Source organism: Lederbergia lenta NBRC 16444, assembly GCF_001591545.1.
GTDB classification, from domain to species: Bacteria; Bacillota; Bacilli; order Bacillales; family Bacillaceae_C; genus Lederbergia; species Lederbergia lenta.
In genome coordinates this window covers 1-19,289 of record NZ_BCVC01000018.1, presented here as the reverse complement: position 1 = coordinate 19,289, position 19,289 = coordinate 1, and the positions used below count along the sequence as shown (strand labels likewise).

The following is a 19,289-nucleotide window of genomic DNA, read 5'->3' as shown; positions in this document are numbered from 1 at the left end:
AATCCCTCCAGTTTGTACGTCGCTGAACGGGCGTCTTTCGCTTTTCTTTATACCCAGCCTCTGAAACGGGATGCTTCTGCTACGTTGCGCATTCCAACCATGTAGGCGGCTAGACGCATGTTTACTCTGCGACTTTCTGCTGTTCTGTACACGTTCTCGAAAGCCGTAACGAGTTTTTCCTGCAATTTCTCATTTATTTCTTCTTCTGACCAGTAATATCCTTGGTTATTTTGTACCCATTCAAAATAAGAAACAGTTACTCCACCAGCACTTGCTAATACATCAGGTACTAGAAGGATGTTTCGATCTGTTAGTATCTTCGTAGCTTCCTCTGTCGTCGGACCATTGGCTGCTTCGACTACGATTGATGCTTTTATATTGGGTGCATTTTCAGCTGTAATTTGATTGGATACTGCAGCTGGAACGATAATATCGCAATCCAGTTCAAATAATTCTTTGTTCGTGATTGTATTTTCAAACAATGTTGTTACTGTACCGAAGCTGTCACGGCGATCAAGCAAATAGTCAATATCAAGACCATCTGGGTCATGTAATGCACCATATGCATCAGAAATACCTACGATTTTTGCTCCAGCATCATACAAAAATTTGGACAGGAAGCTACCAGCGTTCCCAAAACCTTGAATGACAATTCTTGCATCTTTTAGGTTAAGCCCACGTTTTTTCGCAGCTTCTTCAATACAAATAGTTACACCTTGTGCTGTTGCTTTTTCTCGACCTTGAGATCCTCCAAGAACAATTGGTTTACCAGTAATAAATCCTGGTGAATCATTTTCTCGAATACGGCTGTACTCATCCATCATCCAAGCCATTATTTGCGAGTTCGTATACACGTCTGGAGCTGGAATATCCTTCGTCGGACCGACAAATTGACTAATCGCCCTTACATATCCCCGACTCAGCCGCTCAATTTCCCCCATCGACATTGTTCGTGGATCACAGATAATTCCACCTTTACCACCACCATAGGGTAAATTGACAATCCCACATTTTATACTCATCCACATGGACATTGCTTTTACTTCTTCTTCTGTCACTTCCGGATGGTAACGTACACCACCTTTTGTAGGTCCAACAGAATCATTATGCTGCGCTCGAAAACCTGTATATACATTTACAGAACCGTCATCCATTCTTACCGGTATACGAACAGTCAACATTCTCATTGGCTCTTTCAATAGCTCATACATTTCTTCGCCAAACCCAAGTTTGTTAAGGCCATCTTTAATAACCTCTTGTGTTGATGTAAATAAGTTTAGATTTTCTGCCATTGTTTTTTTCGCCTCTTTATTTTGTAATCAGATTTATTATAGCATTATGAGAATATATTATTAATGCGTTCAAGTGCCCAATCCAACTCTTCTTTCGTTATGACAAGCGGTGGTGCTAAACGAATGACTGTTTCATGCGTTTCTTTACATAAGATCCCCTCATTCTTAAGCGCATTACAATATTTTCGTGCTTCCTCATATAACTCAATTCCAATGAACAATCCTTTGCCTCTTACTTCTTTTATCGTCCGATGTTTGATCCCCTTTAATTTAGCCATAAAGTATTTTCCTAATTCAAAGGATCGCTCAGCCAACTTTTCACTCTCCATCACATCTAACGCAGCTATTGATACAGCACAAGCAAGCGGATTCCCTCCAAAAGTGGAACCGTGCGAACCAGGATTAAATACCCCAAGTATATTGCGATTTGCTGCAACACATGATATTGGGACAACTCCAGCACCAAGCGCTTTTCCTAAAATATACACATCAGGTATAACATCATCCCAATCGCAAGCGAATGTTTTACCCGAACGTCCAAGACCCGATTGAATTTCATCAGCGATAAATAACACATTTTTTTCTTTACAGAGCTCATATGCTGCTTTTACATACCCTTCCGGTGGAATAATTATTCCTGCTTCTCCTTGAATTGGCTCCATTAAAAATGCAGCAGTCTCAGAGGTGATAGCCTGTTTTAAAGCATCTAAATCGCCGTATGGAACAAGTTTAATACCTGGAAGCAATGGTCCAAAGCCTCGCTTATATTCTTCTTCTGATGAAAGTGAAACTGCTGTCATCGTCCGACCGTGAAAATTCCCCTCGCATGCGATGATTTCTGCTTTGTTGTCAGATATACCCTTTATTTCATATGCCCAACGACGCGCCGCTTTCACAGCAGTTTCTACCGCTTCTGCCCCAGTATTCATCGGTAATACCATTTCTTTTTTTGTTAATAAGCTTACTTTTTCATACCAGGGACCGAGCTGATCATGATGAAAGGCACGAGATGTTAACGTAACGCGACTAGCCTGATCAATGAGCGCTTGAATAACTTCAGGATGGCAATGTCCTTGATTAACTGCAGAATATGCACTAAGCATATCCATATATTTATTACCCTCTGGATCCTTCACCCACACCCCTTTTGCTTCTGTTATCACAATAGGTAGTGGATTATAATTTTTAGCCCCATATTTCTCGGCTTGATTTATCATTCTTTCAGTCTGAAATGTCATTTATTAGAACCCCCTTCGCTAAACACTTATTCACATTGGATAGTTTTAGCACTGTACGATTCTATTAACGTATTACAACATTTCCGATGTCGTTTTAGCCTGCATGTGTAGTAACAGATAATCCGGACCACCAGCTTTTGAATCGGTACCAGACATATTGAAACCACCAAATGGCTGATATCCGACAATTGCCCCTGTACAGCCACGATTGAAATAAAGATTACCTACATGAAATTCTTCTCGTGCCTGTTCTAGATGTTGACGGTTGTTGGTAATTACTGCACCGGTTAAACCGTAGTCTGTATCATTGGCTATTTTAATTGCCTCGGTAAAATCTTTCGCTTTCGCAAATGCTACTACTGGTCCGAAGATTTCTTCTTTCATTAGACGTGCCTTCACATCGAGGTCAGCAAAAATGGTTGGATGAATATAATACCCTTTAGAATCATCTCCATGTCCACCAATCATTAATTTTCCCTCATCCTTACCTATTTCCATATATCTCATAATTTTATCAAAAGCTTGTTGATCATTAACAGGTCCCATGAAGTTTTCACTGTCTCCTGGGTCACCTATTGTCAGTTCTTTTGTTAGTTCAATCGATCGATTAAGTACATAATCATATACATCTTCTACTATAATCGCACGTGAACATGCAGAACATTTTTGACCTGAAAATCCGAAGGCTGATGTCACAATAGATTGTGCAGCTAACTCTAAATCTGCTTCTTTATCAACAATTATTGTATCTTTACCACCCATTTCAGCAATTACGCGCTTTAGCCATATTTGTCCTTCATTTACTTTTGCAGCGCGTTCATAAATACGAGTACCTACTTCCCTGGATCCTGTAAAACTAATAAAACGAGTTTTTGGATGATCAACTAAGTAATCTCCAATTTCAGTTCCACTTCCTGGTATAAAGTTAACAACACCATTGGGCATTCCTGCTTCTTCAAGAACTTCCATAAATTTCGCTGCAATAACCGGTGTTGTTGATGCAGGCTTTAGGAGTACTGTATTGCCTGTAACAAGTGCAGCAGCTGTTGTTCCAGCCATAATGGCAAAGGCAAAGTTCCATGGTGAAATGACTACACCAACACCTAATGGGATATACTCATAACGATTATATTCGCCTTCTCTACTTGCCACTCTTTTTCCAGATTTTATCTTTAATATTTGACGGCCATAATATTCTAAGAAGTCAATTCCTTCCGCGGTATCTGCATCTGCTTCATTCCACGGCTTTCCTGCTTCCTTTACCAGCAAAGCTGAAAATTCATGTTTTCTGCGCCGGATAATAGCCGCTGCTTTAAATAGTATGTCGGCACGGACTTCCGGGTTTACTTTTTTCCATGCTTCAAAAGCATGAAGCGCACTATTCATCGCTCGCTCCGTTAACTGTTTATTTGCCATTGAAACGCTGCCAATAATTTCATTTTTACTTGCTGGGTTACGAGAAATAATTTTGTCATCTGTCGAAATTCGTTCACCGTTGATTATAAGAGAATAATCATTACCTAAATAGCCAGTCACAGTCTTTAAAGCTGCTTCAAAAGCCCTTTTATTTCGGTCTACCGAAAAATTAGTGAACGGTTCATGTTTATAAGGAATCATTCAAGTTCCTCCTCGACATACATAATTTCGTCACATAAATATTATCATACTTTTACGTTCATAGATATTAGCACGAATGATTTTTTCAAAAGAAAAACAACTTCGTTCTCTCTGCCGCTAAAGTAGATACTAACTTTAGTAAGATTGTGACATAGCACTGCAAACAGAAGCCATCATATTATTATCTTTACGAATAAAAAAAAGGCCCATTCCCATAAGGAAGAGCCTAGTTTCAAACTTACTTTTTAATTAAATCATCGCGTTCTGATTGGTCGATCCACTCTTGAAGCTTGTCTTTAAGAGTATTAAACCCTTCATTGCTTGCAGTTTCATTTTTAACTACTGGTTGACGGCGTGGTTTTTTAGTTTCTTCTTGTTTTGGTGCTTCTTCTGTTGCACGAATAGATAAACTAATTTTTCCTTTTGCCTCATCAACAGACAAAACTTTAACGTTTACTTCGTCACCTAATTTTAAAAACTCGTTAATATCTTTTACAAAACCATGTTTGATTTCGGAAATGTGGACAAGTCCTTGCGTTTCATCGTCAAGTGCAACGAATGCACCGTACGGCTGAATACCCGTTACTTTACCTTTTAATACTTCGCCTGCTTCATATTTTGTCGTCATGGAAACACTCCTAATTTATAATAGTTTTTCTCCTAATTTACGCAATTGTAAATTATAACACAAACTTGAGGAGATTTAAAGATGTTTCTCACGCTCACTAGAATTTTTCCCTATGTCTATAAAATCAAACCCCTTCTTTTTTATTTTTCAAAAATATTATGATGGGATTTGCCAAATCAAATCATATATTTTGTATTCGTTCCTTACAAAAGGGTAAAATAATTAAAAATTGGAGGAATGGCTGTGTCAGAAACTTTTCTCGCTCATCATGCCCTTGTTAATGGAATCGATATTTATTATGAAGATTATCATTCGCAGGCATCGGCACCGGTTTTTATTTTATTACATGGATTCTTATCATCTTCTTTCAGTTTCAGAAAGTTAATTCCTTTATTGTCAAAAGATTTTCGCGTTATTTCTGTGGATCTTCCTCCGTTTGGTCGAAGTGGCAAATCTAAAAAATACCGTTATACTTATGAGAATATGGCGAAAACTGTGCTCGGTTTATTAGATTATCTTTCCATTGATCAAATTTATGCTGCCGGGCATTCGATGGGTGGTCAAATTGTGATGAATATGATGCTCCAACGGCCAAATTGTATAAAAAAGGCCATTCTTCTTTGCAGCTCTAGTTATTTACCGAAAGCAAAGACTCCAATCATCCTCTCCAGTTATCTTCCTTTTTTCAACCGCTATGTAAAATATTATCTTGGAAAGACTGGGGTGTTGGGAAATTTAGAAAATGTTGTTTTCGACAAAGCGCTCATTAATGATGATATGGTTAATGGATATATGGAGCCATTTCATGAAGATCATATTTTCAGTGCTCTAACAAGAATGCTAAGACAACGTGAAGGGGATTTGCCAAAAACATCTTTACAAATGATAACTACCCACTGTCTTCTAATATGGGGCGATCAGGATAGGGTAGTTCCTTTACATATTGGCGAGCGGCTCGCCAATGATCTCCCTCATTCGGAACTAGTTGTTTTGAATGGGGCTGGACATTTAGTTCCAGAAGAAATGCCAATGCAGGTTTATTCGGAAATCAAAAGCTTTATAAATGATTAAGAAAACGGAAGGCGCTCGTTTAGGGGCTTCAAGCCTGAAGTCTGCTCTTCAAAGTGCTGAAAAAGTATAGTGTTTAGGAGGAGTAAATATGGTTAACTTTAATGAACGTATTAACCGCGTCAACTCATTATCTGTAAAATGGGATGGAATGGAGAATGTTTTTGGCCACTCAGATCTCTTACCAATGTGGGTTGCTGACATGGATTTTCGCCCGCCAGAGCAAGCAATGGAACAAATGAAGCAACGAATCGAACATGGGATTTTCGGCTACACTATTATTGATGAAAAAGTGAAAAATGCTATCACATCATGGACAAATAAGCGGCATAATTGGAAAGTCGATCATGATTGGTTACTTTTCAGTCCGGGTGTAGTTCCTTCCATTGCAATAGCAGTACAAGCGTTTACTGAAGTTGGAGATAAAATTTTAATACAATCTCCGGTTTATACGCCTTTTTTTAATATTATTGAAAGTAATATGAGAGAAATAGTCAATTCCGAATTGATACTAAAGAATGGTCGTTATGAAATTGATTTTAATGATTTTGAAGAAAAATTAAAAAATGATGTAAAGGTATTCCTTTTATGCAGCCCTCACAATCCAACTGGGAGAGTTTGGTCGAAAGAGGAATTAGGCAGAATGGCGCAGCTTTGTGAAAAATATGATGTCGTAATTATAGCAGATGAAATTCATGCAGATATAGTCTTGCCGCCTTACAAACATATTCCACTTGCGTCACTTAATAAAGCTTATGCAGATAGAACGTTAACCTTAATGGCACCGAGTAAAACATTTAATTTGGCTGGTTTGCAAGCCTCTTTTATGGTAGCTCAAAATAAAGAAATGAGAAATAAAATTGCTGAAATTCAAGCGAAAAATGGATTTTTCGCATTAAATACTTTTGGTATTATTGCGATGGAAGCTGCTTATACATATGGAGAGCACTGGCTTAATGATATGCTCTCTTATATTCAAGCAAACGTTGATTTGATAAAGACAAAGGTCAAAGAAGCTCTTCCTAAACTAGAGGTAATAGAATCCGAAGGAACATATCTCGTGTGGATTGATTGCCGAAAAACTGGATTAAATGATGCAGATTTACGAAAAGTATTATTAGAAAAAGGAAAGCTAGCTGTAAATTTCGGAGATGCCTACGGTCCTGGTGGGGAAGGCTTCATTCGTTTGAATGCTGCTTGTCAAAGAGAAATCGTGGAAGATGGTGTGAAAAGACTTATTTATGCCCTAGAAGCATATTAAAAGGAGTAGGCTTTTAGCCTACTCCTTTCTGTTATTGTTTGATTGGCTGACGATCTTTAGTAATCTCGCCACAGAAAATACGATCTCCAGCTTTACCAGCAGGTTGGCTCATACCATCATCTGGATTTTCATGAATAACAAGGGATGTTCCATCTTTGGTATATAAAGAATTTTTCTTATTCACATCAAATGTAACTTCTTTAGCTATGATTTTCATTTTTGCTTTTCCATCTTCTCCAACAATTATATTAGGAAGATCTCCAGCATGAGAACCTTTCGGATTGAGAAGTCCATGTTCTTTTTTATCAGGGTTGAAATGTTCTCCAGCAGACCCGAAATCTGGGGCCTCGCATGAACCTTTATCATGAATAATAATTGCATGTTCCCCTGGTGGAAGCCCTTTTAAATCTAACGATAACTTAACTCCCTCCGCTTGTTCTTCCATCTTGATTTTCCCAATCGAATCTCCATCGGGGTTTTTCATATCGATATCCATTTTTTTCGGGGGTGGATTTGTACATGCGGCTAGAAATAGGAGCATGATGAGAAGACAATATTTCTTCACTTTTATTCCTCCATGTAAACTTTATTTCACCTACATTGTTGCCAGATGCGTAGTGAATTATCCTTATCATTTTATAGCATTGCATATTACCTACACCATTTGGATATTGATTGCACTATTTTCTACTTGATCAAAAGGTTACTCATTTTTTTCTTTCCACACAAAAAGCACCCGTTTACAGGTGCTTTTGTTGACGTTCACGATTAATTCGCTCTTCTATTTCTTTTGTTTTCAACTCTTGTTTTTTGGAAACTTTTCTTATTAGTATAAATACTGCTACGGCAATGACTCCAAAAATCGCCATTGTAATTGCAGCGGGAATATATTCTGTTTTATCCTCTGGAAAATAAAGAAACGGCATATACATGACAAAAGAATTTAGAATTGATTGCAAGGAAAACATCCTTTCCTTCATTGTTTGACTTAATTATATCAAGATTAACCCACGCGAAACAACGACAATTATGTGACATCATGAAAAGCAACTAGAAAGCAGGAACGGCCAGTAATGCGCCCTTCCAATATATCGATTAAATAACAGATTAAAACTATAATTCCAAAACTGTTTAGATTATCAACTACTTTTAACAGCAATCAAAAAGCTTGCAGAATAAAGCGAATGCTTTTTCTGCAAGCTATGTAGCCTTGATGGCGTGTTTTTATTCTTTAATAATGTCAATGCTTTCGATGACAACATCTTCAACAGGTTTGTCAGCTGCACCTTTTTTCACTTTTGCAATGTTATCCACTACATCCATACCTTCAACAACTTGTCCGAAAACAGTATGTTTGAAATCTAGATGTGGCGTTCCACCGTTTTCCATGTATGCTGCAATAATCTCTTTTGGAAATCCAGCCTGTTCCATTTGACCTTCTAAACGAGGATCAACTTGGCTATTTTGAACGATAAAAAATTGACTGCCATTTGTCCCTGGGCCTGCGTTTGCCATGGATAGTGCACCACGTAGGTTAAAGAGCTCACGAGAGAATTCATCTTCAAAAGCTCCACCATAAATACTTTCTCCACCTGCACCCGTACCAGTCGGATCTCCACCTTGGATCATGAAATCCTCTATTACGCGATGAAAAATAATTCCATTATAGTAGCCATCTTTTGCGTGTTTCACAAAGTTTTCTACTGTTTTTGGTGCTTGTTCAGGGAATAACTTAATTTTGATAGACCCCATATTTGTATTCATTTGTACTAATTTCTCATTATCCGCTACCTCATTAGATAGTTGTGGATAAGAAACTTGTTCTGTCATGTCAACATCTCCTTCTTTTTCTTTTTCTTTTTCAGCAGATTTTTCTTGATCCTCAGGTTTTTCTTCCTTGCTGTTTGGATCCGGCATATCCTGTATCTTATTTGTTCCACATGCAGCTAAGGTGAAAACAAATAAGAACAATAGAATCCATATAGAGTGTTTTTTCATCGTCTGCCCTCCAGAATTTACTTTACAGGATTTCTTCAAAAAAATCATCCTTCTTTCCTTTTCTTCTCTTTCAGTGGATAATTAAAATAAGTTTGTATAACTATTATGTAATGAAGGGGAGCTTAAACATGGAAGTCGGTCAAATTGTTAAAGCGTTTAATAAAACTGGTACATATATTGGAGAAATCACAGATAGTCGACCAGAAACATATACCGTTCGCATGCTAGCTGTATTAACACACCCACGACAAGGTGATCTACATAATCCTAATCAAGTGGATGTTCCATTTTTTCATGAAAGAAAAGCACTCGCTTTTCGTGAGCAAGCAAATATACCATTAAATATGGTTCATACTTTTGAAGATGAAATACCTCATTATCCAGATTCACTGCAAGATGCCATTCGTAAGCTAGCTGAAAAATTGAAAGCAAAACCAGAAGACCCCTTTAGTATTCGAAGTCTTGAAGCTTTGAATGGGGTGATTAAAGAATATGAATTGATGTATTCGATGAAAATGAATATTTAATTGATTCATTGTTAATCGTGCACCTCTGGCAGGCATCATACATACTGTTCTGTATATCGTAGTTCACTAATAGTGATGGTGTAAAGTATCTTACAGAATAACATACTATAGTACCACTGGACATCATTGGATGATGCTTACTTGTTACTTCAGCCTCCCTAGCTCGGGTCTTACATGCTTATAGACTCCCATTATGGAAGCTCCATAAAAAGGAACCTAGCATTGCTAGGTTCCTTTACTTTATCCTAGTGGCACTATAGCAATCCCATTTAATTCGGCTTCACATCCGCCAACCATCTCAGTAGGATTTGGACATCGAAATTCAACACGTTCTACAGGTTTTAAAGCTAGAAACCCAACCGAAGAGCCTTGGGATATATTATTTATTTCATCAAAGGTCCCATCTTCATAAAGGACTCTCACTTGCATACCTGAGCAGGAGGTAAGATTTTTTATACGTAAGGACATATATGCTACTGAGTTGGAAACGACAAATAATACAGTAGGACTATTCATTACATCAGGGTGGGTATTTGGTAATCTAGTGTCTGTAAAATCGAGAGTTGGAGAACAATCAATCGTTTTCGGCCCAGAACAAATTGAAATTTGGGTAAATTCAGTTAAATCCTCACAGAAATTAGAACAACATGAATTCATCTCATACACCTCTTTTCTTCTAATTTTGATCGATCAACACTGTATGCTATGCTCAAGAGGGTCAGGCAGTCTGTGCAATTTCTTTATCTTTTAACCTTTCCAGTCATAATTATGCTGAAACCTATGTGATTTCCCTTCTATCTTTTAGATAGGCATGTCTGATGAGTTCAAAAAGAGATATCATTTGCCGGATACTATCTATCATAAGTTACATTCTTAATTTTAATTTATCTTGTAATTCTGTTGGAAATACAGAGCGAAGGTGAACTCATCTTCAATCGCCTTATACTTAATTAATATTAGTCTGATTAAGGCTCATATCAAAATTTATTTTCTAAAAACATAACTTTTTATGGAAACCCCATTATTCCTCTAGTAATAGTTTTTTCATTCAGAATCAGGTTACACTAACCCTCCCTATGCTTCCATTTAATTTTGAGGATTGAAAAAATCCATATCTATGATCATAAACCTTCTCACTTCAAGTATTAAATCATAAAAAAACAATTAATCAGGGTATCTTTATTAAATTATCACTCTTAGTGGACAGTAGCACTTTCAATTTTACAAGAGATGAATTAACTAATAAGAGTATGATAGAAAGGAGTCCATCTAATGAGAGATGACTGTAATTTACACAAAAACATAGAATTAAAGGCGGTGAGTGATGAATTTTGTGGAAAAATTAGAATAGCTTGTCCGAATTCCCATTCAATTAAACCACATGTTGAGGAAGTGTGGTCTTTTGTGGGAGAAACCGATATATATATTATGGCAACAGTGACCATTCAGCTTGAATCACATTGTGGAGACAACTGCTCACCATTTGTCGTATCTGTCTTTTTTGGTGATGATTGTTGTAAGAAAGATTTAACGTTTATAAATCAACACGAGACAAAATCTATAACTGTAAAGGATTTACGTAGAGTGATAGCAAAATGCCCTCCCTCACAAAGTAAAGATAGGGGAATATGCAAAGCTAAATATCATATTAAAGCTAATTATCTGATCTAATTTAAGTATAGCCTGCTAAACCTTTCTTTGTGTTCGTCGGGATTGACGAACACCTTTTTGTTTTTCCCTCCCAACTCCATTCTTTTTATTCGCTCGTCCTTCTTCACGATTTTTCACTTTTCAGGTAAATTATCCGTTTTGGCAGTTTTATCTATTTTTAACTAGAAAAGTTGAAATAAATTGCCACTGAATTATACTTATACTTAGGGTTACGAAATATATAAATAAGAAGGTGTTTCATATTACGGTAGAAAAACGCAATTTCCTCATTATGTGGGCTTGCAATTTTCTTGTGGCAGCCAGTGCAACAATGGTGCTTCCATTTATATCATTATATATTAATACACTTGGTGACTTTAGTAGTGATTATGTTCAACGTTGGGCTGGTTTTGTATTTGGGATAACATTTTTAAGCGCCTTTTTCGTGTCCCCGCTTTGGGGGCGAGTCGGTGATAAATATGGATTTAAACCTATTTTAATTATCACAAGTGCCGGGATAGCTATCAGCATTTTTTTTATGGGCGTAGTTGACAGTGTGATTGGTCTCTTTTTCTTGAGGATGTTAATGGGTATCGTCACTGGATTTATTCCAATGTCTATCGCTTTTATTTCGAAACAAACGCCTCGCCATGAAGCTGGAAAAACATTAGGTACTCTTCAAATGGGAAACGTAGCTGGAAGTCTCTTCGGCCCTTTAATCGGTGGATTGATGGCTGATACATTCGGCTTTCAATATACTTTTATTATTACGGCTGTTTCAATAATGGTTGCTACCCTTGTCGTATTGTTAGGAATTGTTGAACATAAGGAGGTAACGAGTAAAAAAACAAATAAATCCTATACGAGACGGAATGTGATACAACTTATTTTAAATCGCAGGATGCTCATAATGGTAATGGTGATCGCTCTAATTATTCAGGTTGGTAATTTTAGCATTCAGCCTCTTCTGGCTCTTTATGTTAGCGAACTGACTCATAGTGGTAGTATTGCTTTCTTATCAGGTTTAGCTTTTTCAGCAACTGGATTTGGTAATTTATTATTGACGAGACAATGGGGAAAATTAGGCGATGATATTGGTTATGAAAAAGTATTAATGATTTTACTTGTTTTAGCGGCCATTTTAATCATCCCTCAAGCGCTAGTAACAAACCTTACACAGCTTGTTATTCTTAGATTTTTATACGGGATGGCGATCGGCGGCATGCTTCCGTGTATTACAGCTTTCATTAGGCTAGAGGCACCGCTTGAAATGCAAGGTGAAGTCCTTGGTTATAATCAAAGCTTTCGTTTCTTAGGTAATGTTATCGGCCCTGCACTTGGTGGGATTGTGGCAGGGCAAGCTGGCATATCTTCAGTCTTTTATGTAACAGGGGCATTATTTTTGCTCGCTTTCGTTTTGCTTTGGAAGAGTGTAAAATATGACGGAGAGAAAAGTACTTTGCAAATTTAATTTTTACGGCAGCGAATGTGGCTGTCGTTTTTTATATTCAATTGTGAATAAATTATTACAAATTCTAATAAATCGATCTCTTCCTTCTTATTTATAAACAGAAAATCCCCCTTTGCATTATTTAAGAAATAAAACAAAAACTAAGCTATAATGCGAGTTAGTCTATATATCAATTATTCATCCTTTACAAATTAAAAGGAAAATCTTTAAGGAGGAGTTTGCTTGTCTGTTTTACATTTTGCCATTATAGCACCGCTACTGTTGGGTCTATTCATTCCTTTGCTACATAAAAAGTTACCAGGTCTCCATACAGGCTGGTTTGTTCTTATACTCCCGGCAGTGCTGTTTATTTATTTTCTCCGGCTTATTCCAAAGATGAATAATCAAGGGGCAATTCAAGAAACCCTTAATTGGATTCCTTCATTAGGCATTAATTTCACAGCCTATGTAGATGGCCTTGGCTTATTATTCGCTTTACTTATTACCGGGATTGGCTCATTAGTTGTGCTATATTCGATTTTTTATTTATCAAAAGAAAAAGAAAATCTCGGTTCCTTTTACGTTTACTTACTTATGTTTATGGGAGCAATGCTTGGAGTTGTGCTCTCAGACAACTTAATCGTTCTTTATGCTTTTTGGGAACTGACATCTTTTTCATCCTTTTTACTTATCGGTTTTTGGTATGAGAGAGAACGTTCACGATATGGAGCACAAAAATCAATGCTTATCACAGTGTTTGGCGGGCTCGCAATGCTTGGAGGGTTCTTACTACTTCATATAATGACAGGTTCATTTAGTGTAAGAGAAATCATTGCCTTGTCAGGTGAAATTAGTTCAGACCCACTATTTATCACCGCATTAGTACTCGTGTTACTTGGTGCTTTTACTAAATCAGCACAATTTCCTTTTCACATTTGGCTTCCTGATGCAATGGAAGCACCGACCCCTGTCAGCGCATATTTGCACTCTGCCACAATGGTCAAAGCAGGCATTTATATCGTTGCCCGGATGAGCCCGATTTTCGCTGAACAAGCAACTTGGTTTTGGCTCGTTGGAGGTATTGGTTTATTGACTTTGCTATGGGGTTCATTTAACGCAGTGAAGCAAACCGATTTAAAAGCGATCCTTGCTTTTTCTACTGTGAGTCAGCTCGGTTTAATTATGTCTCTACTTGGTGTTGGCGCGGCGGCCCTTCACTTTACAGAGCTTGACAATAATATTTACATGGCAGCGACAGTCGCAGCCGTATTTCATCTAATTAACCATGCTACTTTTAAAGGAAGTTTATTCATGGTCGCTGGAATTGTCGATCATGAAACAGGTACAAGAGATATTCGCAAACTTGGCGGACTCATGCAAGTGATGCCAATTACGTTTACAATTGCTTTAATTGGGACATTCTCTATGGCAGGCTTGCCTCCATTTAACGGTTTTTTAAGTAAAGAAATGTTCCTAGAAAGCATGGTAGATGTGCTATCGCTGAATATATTCCAACTTAGTACCTGGGGAGTTCTTTTCCCAATAATTGCATGGATTGCAAGTGTATTCACATTTATATATAGCATGATTCTCTTTTTCAAAACATTCACTGGCAAATATAAACCGGAAAATTTACCGCAAAAGCCACATGAAGCACCGATTGGAATGCTTATTTCTCCAGTCGTCTTAGCGGCGCTCGTAATTGCTTTTGGTTTATTTCCCAATGTGCTTTCTACGTCTATTATTGAACCAGCCGCAGCATCTATTATGCCTGGCCTAATAGATGCGGGACTAGCTTTTGATGTAAACATTTCGTTTTGGCATGGTTTCACACCGGCGTTATTTATGACAATAGGTATCATTTTAATAGGTACATTACTTTACACGACATTGCCTAAATGGAAGAAAATTTATGGATTACTACCTAAAAAATTTACATTAAACAATATCTATGACAATGGATTAATTCGGACAGAATCTGGATCTAAGCAAGCTACAAATCTTTATATGACGGGCTCTATTAGAACATATATGCTTTATATTTTCATTGCCTTTATCGGTATTCTTGGTTTTACATTAGTGAAAAAAAATGCATTTATCATTGATACATCTGATGTGGCGCCAATAGGTTTATATGAAATCGTCTTAACACTTATTATCGTCGCCGCATCATTAACCATTCTAATGGCAAAATCACGCCTTACATCGATTATTGCGCTCGGTGCAATTGGATACACTGTCGCACTATTCTTCTTGTTATTTAGAGCTCCAGATCTCGTGCTAACACAGCTTGTTATTGAAACGATTTCCGTTGCATTATTTCTGCTTTGTTTCTACCATTTGCCGAAGTTAAACAGAAAAGAAGAACGAATGAAATTTAAACTAACAAATGCTATTGTTGCGGCTGGTGTAGGAATCGTTGTAACTTTGATCGCTCTTTCTGCACATAGTACCAAGATATTTGACTCCATTGCACAATATTATATTGATAACACAGCGGAAAAAGCAGCTGGAGGAAACATGGTTAATGTTATCCTTGTAGACTTCCGTGGATTTGATACGATGTTTGAAATAGCCGTATTAGGCATTGCAGCTCTCGGTATTTATGGAATGGTTAGATTAAGGCTTTCAAGGAGGAAGAGTGAATGAATACAAATGATCTTATTTTACAAACCGCAACTAAAATTGTGTCATTTATTATTCTGCTATTTTCTCTCCATATCTTTTTTGCAGGTCATTATAACCCAGGTGGTGGATTTGTCGGAGGACTACTAACATCAGGAGCTATTGTCTTGTTATTACTTGCTTATGATATAAAAACGGTAGCGAATATTTTACCTTTTGATTATAGAATCATGATCGCTGTTGGACTATTATTTGCTATTGGGACTGGGGCAGGTTCACTTATTTTTAACGTCCCTTTTCTCACCCATGCCTTTGGTGATTTTACATTACCAATACTCGGAAAAACATCCTTGCACACTGCTGTATTATTTGATATTGGTGTGTACTTGGTTGTCGTTGGCGCTACGATGACCATTATTCAAACGATTGGAGAGAGCGAATAATGGAAATTTTAATGTCTATATTAATTGGCCTCTTGTTTGCGAGCGCAGTTTATTTAATGCTTTCCAAAAGCTTACTGCGGATTATTATTGGCACAGGCTTACTTAGTCACGGGGCACACTTGATGTTATTGACAATGGCTGGATTAAAGCGTGGCACGGTGCCTTTGCTAGGAGAAAATGCCGAAGCGTACACAGACCCTATCCCGCAGGCGCTTGTTCTGACAGCAATCGTCATCAGTTTCGGTGTAACAGCTTTTTTCCTTGTTGTGGCATATCGCGCCTACCAAGAGCTTGGCACTGATAATATTGATGAGATGAGAGGTACTAAAACAGATGATTAATTTATTAATATTGCCGATTGTCATTCCACTTATTACGGCAGTTATTTTAATGTTTTTCGCAAAGAAAGTAATTATTCAACGGTGGATTTCCGCTATTTCAATGGCTGGAACATTCATAGCTTCATTGATTTTAATTTATAAGATAGACCATGAGGGCATTCAGACACTCAATCTTGGCAGTTGGCCTGCACCGTTTGGTATTACGCTTGTTTCAGACATGCTATCTGCCTTGCTTGTAACTACCGGTTCTTTTATTGCTCTTTGCTGTATCCTTTATTCTTTCGGAACAATTGGCAAAGCACGTGAAAAATATTATTACTACTCAATCGTTCAGTTTTTAATGGTAGGTGTGAACGGAGCTTTTACAACAGGTGACATTTTTAACATGTTTGTCTTTTTTGAAGTAATGCTCATGTCTTCATATGTACTCATTGTAATTGGTGGCACAAAAATTCAATTACGCGAATCAATTAAATATCTGCTTGTTAATGTCACGTCATCTGCTTTATTTGTTATCGCAGTAGCATATTTATACTCGATGGTTGGAACACTGAATATGGCTCACATCTCTGAAAGGATTGCTGAAGCAGGCCAACCTGGCATCATGAGTGTTGTAGCGGTACTCTTTTTAATTGTATTCGGATTAAAAGGAGGCATATTTCCCCTTTTCTTCTGGCTTCCGGGTTCTTACTATGCACCGCCAGCACCTATTATGGCTTTGTTTGGCGCTTTACTGACAAAGGTTGGGGTATATTCGATATTAAGGACATATACATTATTTTTCCATCATGACCAAGGGTTTACCCATGAACTACTTATCGTCTTATCACTCATTACGATTGTTCTCGGGGCTATAGCTGCGATCGCATATAAAGATATTAAGAAAATTATTATTTATAATATTGTAGTTGCGATTGGCATCATTACATATGGAATTGGTACGATGAACGCTGATTCTTTAAGCGGATCCGTTTTTTATATAATCCATGACATGATCATTAAAGCGGCACTGTTCATGATTGCTGGTATTATCATTGCAATCACTGGTACAAGTAATTATCAAAAATTTAGCGGACTGATTCGACATTACCCGTTGCTTGGTTGGACTTTCTTTCTCTCCATCCTTGCATTAGCTGGTATTCCACCATTAAGTGGTTTTGTCGGAAAAATACTGATTGCAAGTGGAGGTTTTGCACATGGCGATGTGGTCGGTGCATTAATTATCCTTTTCTCTAGTCTATTCGTTTTATACTCATTAATGAGAGTGTTCATCAATAGCTTTTGGGGAGATTCAACAGGTAGTAAAGTAAACCCTAATATCGCTGTTGGCAAAATGCTTACTCCAATCATTATGTTAATGATTGCCTCTATTTCTTTCGGAGTATTTTCCGAATACGTTAATATGTATATCATACAAGCTGTAGAAGTGCTTATGGACCCTTCTCTTTATATTGACGCTGTTTTAAACAAATAATCATGTGACGCAAAATTACTAAGAGGAGGAATGCATGATGGCCTTTCAAATATTATTAAATGTCTTAATGGCATGTTTATGGATGTTTTTCGAAAGCTCCGTCACACTGTCAACATTTATCATAGGTTATTTACTAGGATTACTCATTATCTTTATGATGCGCCGTTTTTTCTCATCAAGACTATATATATATCGAGTATTTGCAGTAGTCTGGCTCGTTCTTCTGTTTCTAAAAGAACTGTTCCTTTCCAACTTAGCAGTATTAAAAGTTGTCTTGAATCCGAAATTAACAATTCGGCCAGGTATTTTCGCATTAGAAACGAAACTTGAATCCGACTGGGAAATTACACTATTGGCAAATCTAATCACCTTAACGCCTGGTACACTCGTTGTCGATTTGTCTAAGGATAATAAAACACTTTATATTCACGCGATGGATATTGAAGATGCAGATGAAGCTGTAGAAAGCATTAAACTTTCATTTGAAAAAGCAATTATGGAGGTGAGCCGCTCATGTTAGATATTGTATTAAAAATTGCCTTGATCGGATTTGCCTTTTCTTCTGTGATTTTATTAATTAGAGTAATTAAAGGTCCTTCTACCCCTGATAGAATTGTTGCCCTTGATGCAATGGGTATTAATTTAGCTGCAATTACAGGACTTATGTCTATGATTTTTCACACAACGGCTTTCTTAGATGTCATATTATTATTCGGTATTCTTTCCTTTATTGGAACAGTTGCCTTTTCTAAATTTTTACAGAAAGGAGAGATCATCGAATATGAGCGCCGTAGCTGAATGGACGATTGTAATTTGTATATTAATCGGCACTTTCTTAAGTATTGTTGCTGCCTTTGGAGTGTTAAAACTGCCTGATGTGTACACAAGAAACCATGCTGCCTCTAAATCTACTACACTTGGTGTATTACTTACATTGCTTGGAACATTGATCTATTTTTATGCAACTGATGGAGAGTTCAATGCCCGAATAGTACTCGGTATTGTATTCATTTTCATCACTGCTCCGGTGGCTGGCCATTTAATTAGCCGAGCTGCTTATCACACAGGTGTCGAACTATCAGAGCGAAGTGTACAAGATGATTTATCTCAAAAAAAGTAATTATGAAAGCTGTCTGGATTGATGCAGGCAGCTTTTTTTATTGCTAAAATATTCTTTTCTTACTCTCACATGTCAAAGACATAAGCTTATACCATTTCTTCTCATTTGAATAATATAACTTTAGCATGTAATCAATTGTGCATGTGACTATTTTACTCGAATAATAGAAAGAAAGGAGTTATCTAATGTCTCAATCAAACATTCCAAATATTACTCCAGACATTTCCCTTACAAGAGATGATGCAATCAATCTACTTCTAGCATCCATCGCCTTAGAGGAAATGGGTTTAGCACATATCATTAATGCCGAAGGGGAAAAAATTCAATATGCACTTAGCACCTCCCCCTCTCTGCCCGATGTTCTTTCTATTAATGACAGCGTGCAAGACATGTTAGAAGCTGCTATGAAGAAAGAATTGATATTGGACAATAAACTGAAACAAGTTGTTCAATTATCCACGGCGACTGGAGCTACAGGTACTGGGGCGACTGGGGCGACCGGTGCGACTGGAGCTACTGGCATTACCGGAGCTACGGGACTTACTGGAGCCACTGGC

The 19,289-nt window shown here is 37.4% G+C and carries 21 protein-coding genes; 13 read left to right on the top strand and 8 right to left on the bottom strand.

What is annotated here, in order from left to right:
• Nucleotides 1-47: 47 nt before the first annotated feature.
• The 4 genes from BLE01S_RS20205 to yugI form a co-directional block, all read right to left on the bottom strand.
• Nucleotides 48-1,292, bottom strand: coding sequence for a Glu/Leu/Phe/Val family dehydrogenase (locus BLE01S_RS20205; protein ID WP_066146879.1), 1,245 nt, complete (start codon nucleotides 1,290-1,292; stop codon nucleotides 48-50).
• Nucleotides 1,293-1,336: 44 nt separating this feature from the next.
• Nucleotides 1,337-2,530 (bottom strand): ornithine--oxo-acid transaminase, encoded by a 1,194-nt coding sequence (locus BLE01S_RS20200; protein ID WP_066146877.1) that lies wholly within the window; start codon nucleotides 2,528-2,530, stop codon nucleotides 1,337-1,339.
• Between the two features lie 72 nt (nucleotides 2,531-2,602).
• On the bottom strand, nucleotides 2,603-4,147 hold the full coding sequence (pruA, locus tag BLE01S_RS20195) for an L-glutamate gamma-semialdehyde dehydrogenase (protein ID WP_066146874.1): 1,545 nt from the start codon (nucleotides 4,145-4,147) through the stop codon (nucleotides 2,603-2,605).
• Nucleotides 4,148-4,385: 238 nt separating this feature from the next.
• Complete coding sequence (gene yugI / locus BLE01S_RS20190) at nucleotides 4,386-4,775, bottom strand: S1 domain-containing post-transcriptional regulator GSP13 (RefSeq protein ID WP_066146871.1); 390 nt, start codon at nucleotides 4,773-4,775, stop codon at nucleotides 4,386-4,388.
• 237 nt (nucleotides 4,776-5,012) lie between these two features.
• Here yugI and BLE01S_RS20185 point away from each other — a divergent pair, with 237 nt between their 5' ends.
• Both BLE01S_RS20185 and BLE01S_RS20180 read left to right on the top strand, forming a co-directional pair.
• A complete protein-coding gene (locus BLE01S_RS20185; RefSeq protein WP_066146868.1) occupies nucleotides 5,013-5,846 on the top strand; it encodes an alpha/beta fold hydrolase in 834 nt (277 codons plus the stop codon).
• A gap of 88 nt (nucleotides 5,847-5,934) precedes the next feature.
• Nucleotides 5,935-7,104, top strand: coding sequence for a MalY/PatB family protein (locus tag BLE01S_RS20180; RefSeq protein WP_066146866.1), 1,170 nt, complete (start codon nucleotides 5,935-5,937; stop codon nucleotides 7,102-7,104).
• Nucleotides 7,105-7,135: 31 nt separating this feature from the next.
• On the opposite strand, the gene BLE01S_RS20175 is transcribed toward BLE01S_RS20180, so the two are convergent.
• From BLE01S_RS20175 to BLE01S_RS20165, 3 genes are all read right to left on the bottom strand, one after another.
• The gene (locus BLE01S_RS20175; protein ID WP_066146863.1) at nucleotides 7,136-7,669 is read right to left on the bottom strand and encodes a superoxide dismutase family protein; all 534 of its coding nucleotides are present in this window, start codon (nucleotides 7,667-7,669) and stop codon (nucleotides 7,136-7,138) included.
• Nucleotides 7,670-7,844: 175 nt separating this feature from the next.
• On the bottom strand, nucleotides 7,845-8,072 hold the full coding sequence (locus BLE01S_RS20170) for a hypothetical protein (RefSeq protein ID WP_066146860.1): 228 nt from the start codon (nucleotides 8,070-8,072) through the stop codon (nucleotides 7,845-7,847).
• A 256-nt stretch (nucleotides 8,073-8,328) separates the two neighbouring features.
• Nucleotides 8,329-9,102, bottom strand: coding sequence for a peptidylprolyl isomerase (locus BLE01S_RS20165; protein WP_066146857.1), 774 nt, complete (start codon nucleotides 9,100-9,102; stop codon nucleotides 8,329-8,331).
• A gap of 128 nt (nucleotides 9,103-9,230) precedes the next feature.
• Here BLE01S_RS20165 and kapB point away from each other — a divergent pair, with 128 nt between their 5' ends.
• Entirely contained in the window at nucleotides 9,231-9,629 is a 399-nt protein-coding gene (kapB, locus tag BLE01S_RS20160; RefSeq protein ID WP_411825164.1) for a kinase-associated lipoprotein KapB, read from the top strand.
• 240 nt (nucleotides 9,630-9,869) lie between these two features.
• Here the strand turns inward: kapB and BLE01S_RS20155 are convergent, their stop codons facing one another.
• Nucleotides 9,870-10,286 (bottom strand): hypothetical protein, encoded by a 417-nt coding sequence (locus tag BLE01S_RS20155; RefSeq protein ID WP_066146848.1) that lies wholly within the window; start codon nucleotides 10,284-10,286, stop codon nucleotides 9,870-9,872.
• A gap of 615 nt (nucleotides 10,287-10,901) precedes the next feature.
• Here BLE01S_RS20155 and BLE01S_RS20150 point away from each other — a divergent pair.
• The 10 genes from BLE01S_RS20150 to BLE01S_RS20940 form a co-directional block, all read left to right on the top strand.
• Entirely contained in the window at nucleotides 10,902-11,300 is a 399-nt protein-coding gene (locus BLE01S_RS20150) for an S-Ena type endospore appendage (RefSeq protein WP_066146845.1), read from the top strand.
• A gap of 241 nt (nucleotides 11,301-11,541) precedes the next feature.
• Nucleotides 11,542-12,750: an MFS transporter gene (locus BLE01S_RS20145; RefSeq protein ID WP_066146881.1), complete on the top strand. Its 1,209-nt coding sequence runs from the start codon at nucleotides 11,542-11,544 to the stop codon at nucleotides 12,748-12,750.
• A gap of 222 nt (nucleotides 12,751-12,972) precedes the next feature.
• Nucleotides 12,973-15,378, top strand: a complete 2,406-nt coding sequence (locus BLE01S_RS20140; protein WP_066146842.1) for a Na+/H+ antiporter subunit A — start codon at nucleotides 12,973-12,975, stop codon at nucleotides 15,376-15,378.
• Complete coding sequence (locus BLE01S_RS20135; protein ID WP_066146838.1) at nucleotides 15,375-15,797, top strand: Na(+)/H(+) antiporter subunit B; 423 nt, start codon at nucleotides 15,375-15,377, stop codon at nucleotides 15,795-15,797. The genes BLE01S_RS20140 and BLE01S_RS20135 overlap by 4 nt, the downstream gene beginning before the upstream one ends.
• Nucleotides 15,797-16,138: a Na(+)/H(+) antiporter subunit C gene (locus tag BLE01S_RS20130; protein ID WP_066146835.1), complete on the top strand. Its 342-nt coding sequence runs from the start codon at nucleotides 15,797-15,799 to the stop codon at nucleotides 16,136-16,138. The genes BLE01S_RS20135 and BLE01S_RS20130 overlap by 1 nt, the downstream gene beginning before the upstream one ends.
• Entirely contained in the window at nucleotides 16,131-17,612 is a 1,482-nt protein-coding gene (locus tag BLE01S_RS20125; RefSeq protein ID WP_066146832.1) for a Na+/H+ antiporter subunit D, read from the top strand. The genes BLE01S_RS20130 and BLE01S_RS20125 overlap by 8 nt, the downstream gene beginning before the upstream one ends.
• A 37-nt stretch (nucleotides 17,613-17,649) precedes the next feature.
• Nucleotides 17,650-18,132 carry a Na+/H+ antiporter subunit E gene (locus tag BLE01S_RS20120; protein WP_066146829.1) on the top strand — a complete coding sequence of 161 codons (483 nt, stop codon included), beginning with the start codon at nucleotides 17,650-17,652 and terminating at the stop codon, nucleotides 18,130-18,132.
• Nucleotides 18,126-18,410 carry a Na(+)/H(+) antiporter subunit F1 gene (locus tag BLE01S_RS20115; protein WP_066146827.1) on the top strand — a complete coding sequence of 95 codons (285 nt, stop codon included), beginning with the start codon at nucleotides 18,126-18,128 and terminating at the stop codon, nucleotides 18,408-18,410. The genes BLE01S_RS20120 and BLE01S_RS20115 overlap by 7 nt, the downstream gene beginning before the upstream one ends.
• Nucleotides 18,394-18,732, top strand: a complete 339-nt coding sequence (gene mnhG, locus BLE01S_RS20110; RefSeq protein WP_066146825.1) for a monovalent cation/H(+) antiporter subunit G — start codon at nucleotides 18,394-18,396, stop codon at nucleotides 18,730-18,732. The genes BLE01S_RS20115 and mnhG overlap by 17 nt, the downstream gene beginning before the upstream one ends.
• Before the next feature lie 185 nt (nucleotides 18,733-18,917).
• Nucleotides 18,918-19,289: alpha-helical endospore appendage domain-containing protein (locus BLE01S_RS20940; RefSeq protein WP_501161676.1), on the top strand; the 372-nt coding region annotated here is incomplete at its 3' end.

Coding starts and splice junctions, on each gene's coding strand:
- BLE01S_RS20205 (WP_066146879.1), bottom strand. CDS start 1,292: ATGGCAGAAAATCTAAACTTATTTACATCAACACAAGAGGTTATTAAA.
- BLE01S_RS20200 (WP_066146877.1), bottom strand. CDS start 2,530: ATGACATTTCAGACTGAAAGAATGATAAATCAAGCCGAGAAATATGGG.
- pruA (WP_066146874.1), bottom strand. CDS start 4,147: ATGATTCCTTATAAACATGAACCGTTCACTAATTTTTCGGTAGACCGA.
- yugI (WP_066146871.1), bottom strand. CDS start 4,775: ATGACGACAAAATATGAAGCAGGCGAAGTATTAAAAGGTAAAGTAACG.
- BLE01S_RS20185 (WP_066146868.1), top strand. CDS start 5,013: ATGGCTGTGTCAGAAACTTTTCTCGCTCATCATGCCCTTGTTAATGGA.
- BLE01S_RS20180 (WP_066146866.1), top strand. CDS start 5,935: ATGGTTAACTTTAATGAACGTATTAACCGCGTCAACTCATTATCTGTA.
- BLE01S_RS20170 (WP_066146860.1), bottom strand. CDS start 8,072: ATGTTTTCCTTGCAATCAATTCTAAATTCTTTTGTCATGTATATGCCG.
- BLE01S_RS20165 (WP_066146857.1), bottom strand. CDS start 9,102: ATGAAAAAACACTCTATATGGATTCTATTGTTCTTATTTGTTTTCACC.
- kapB (WP_411825164.1), top strand. CDS start 9,231: ATGGAAGTCGGTCAAATTGTTAAAGCGTTTAATAAAACTGGTACATAT.
- BLE01S_RS20155 (WP_066146848.1), bottom strand. CDS start 10,286: ATGAATTCATGTTGTTCTAATTTCTGTGAGGATTTAACTGAATTTACC.
- BLE01S_RS20150 (WP_066146845.1), top strand. CDS start 10,902: ATGAGAGATGACTGTAATTTACACAAAAACATAGAATTAAAGGCGGTG.
- BLE01S_RS20135 (WP_066146838.1), top strand. CDS start 15,375: ATGAATACAAATGATCTTATTTTACAAACCGCAACTAAAATTGTGTCA.
- BLE01S_RS20130 (WP_066146835.1), top strand. CDS start 15,797: ATGGAAATTTTAATGTCTATATTAATTGGCCTCTTGTTTGCGAGCGCA.
- BLE01S_RS20125 (WP_066146832.1), top strand. CDS start 16,131: ATGATTAATTTATTAATATTGCCGATTGTCATTCCACTTATTACGGCA.
- BLE01S_RS20120 (WP_066146829.1), top strand. CDS start 17,650: ATGGCCTTTCAAATATTATTAAATGTCTTAATGGCATGTTTATGGATG.
- BLE01S_RS20115 (WP_066146827.1), top strand. CDS start 18,126: ATGTTAGATATTGTATTAAAAATTGCCTTGATCGGATTTGCCTTTTCT.
- mnhG (WP_066146825.1), top strand. CDS start 18,394: ATGAGCGCCGTAGCTGAATGGACGATTGTAATTTGTATATTAATCGGC.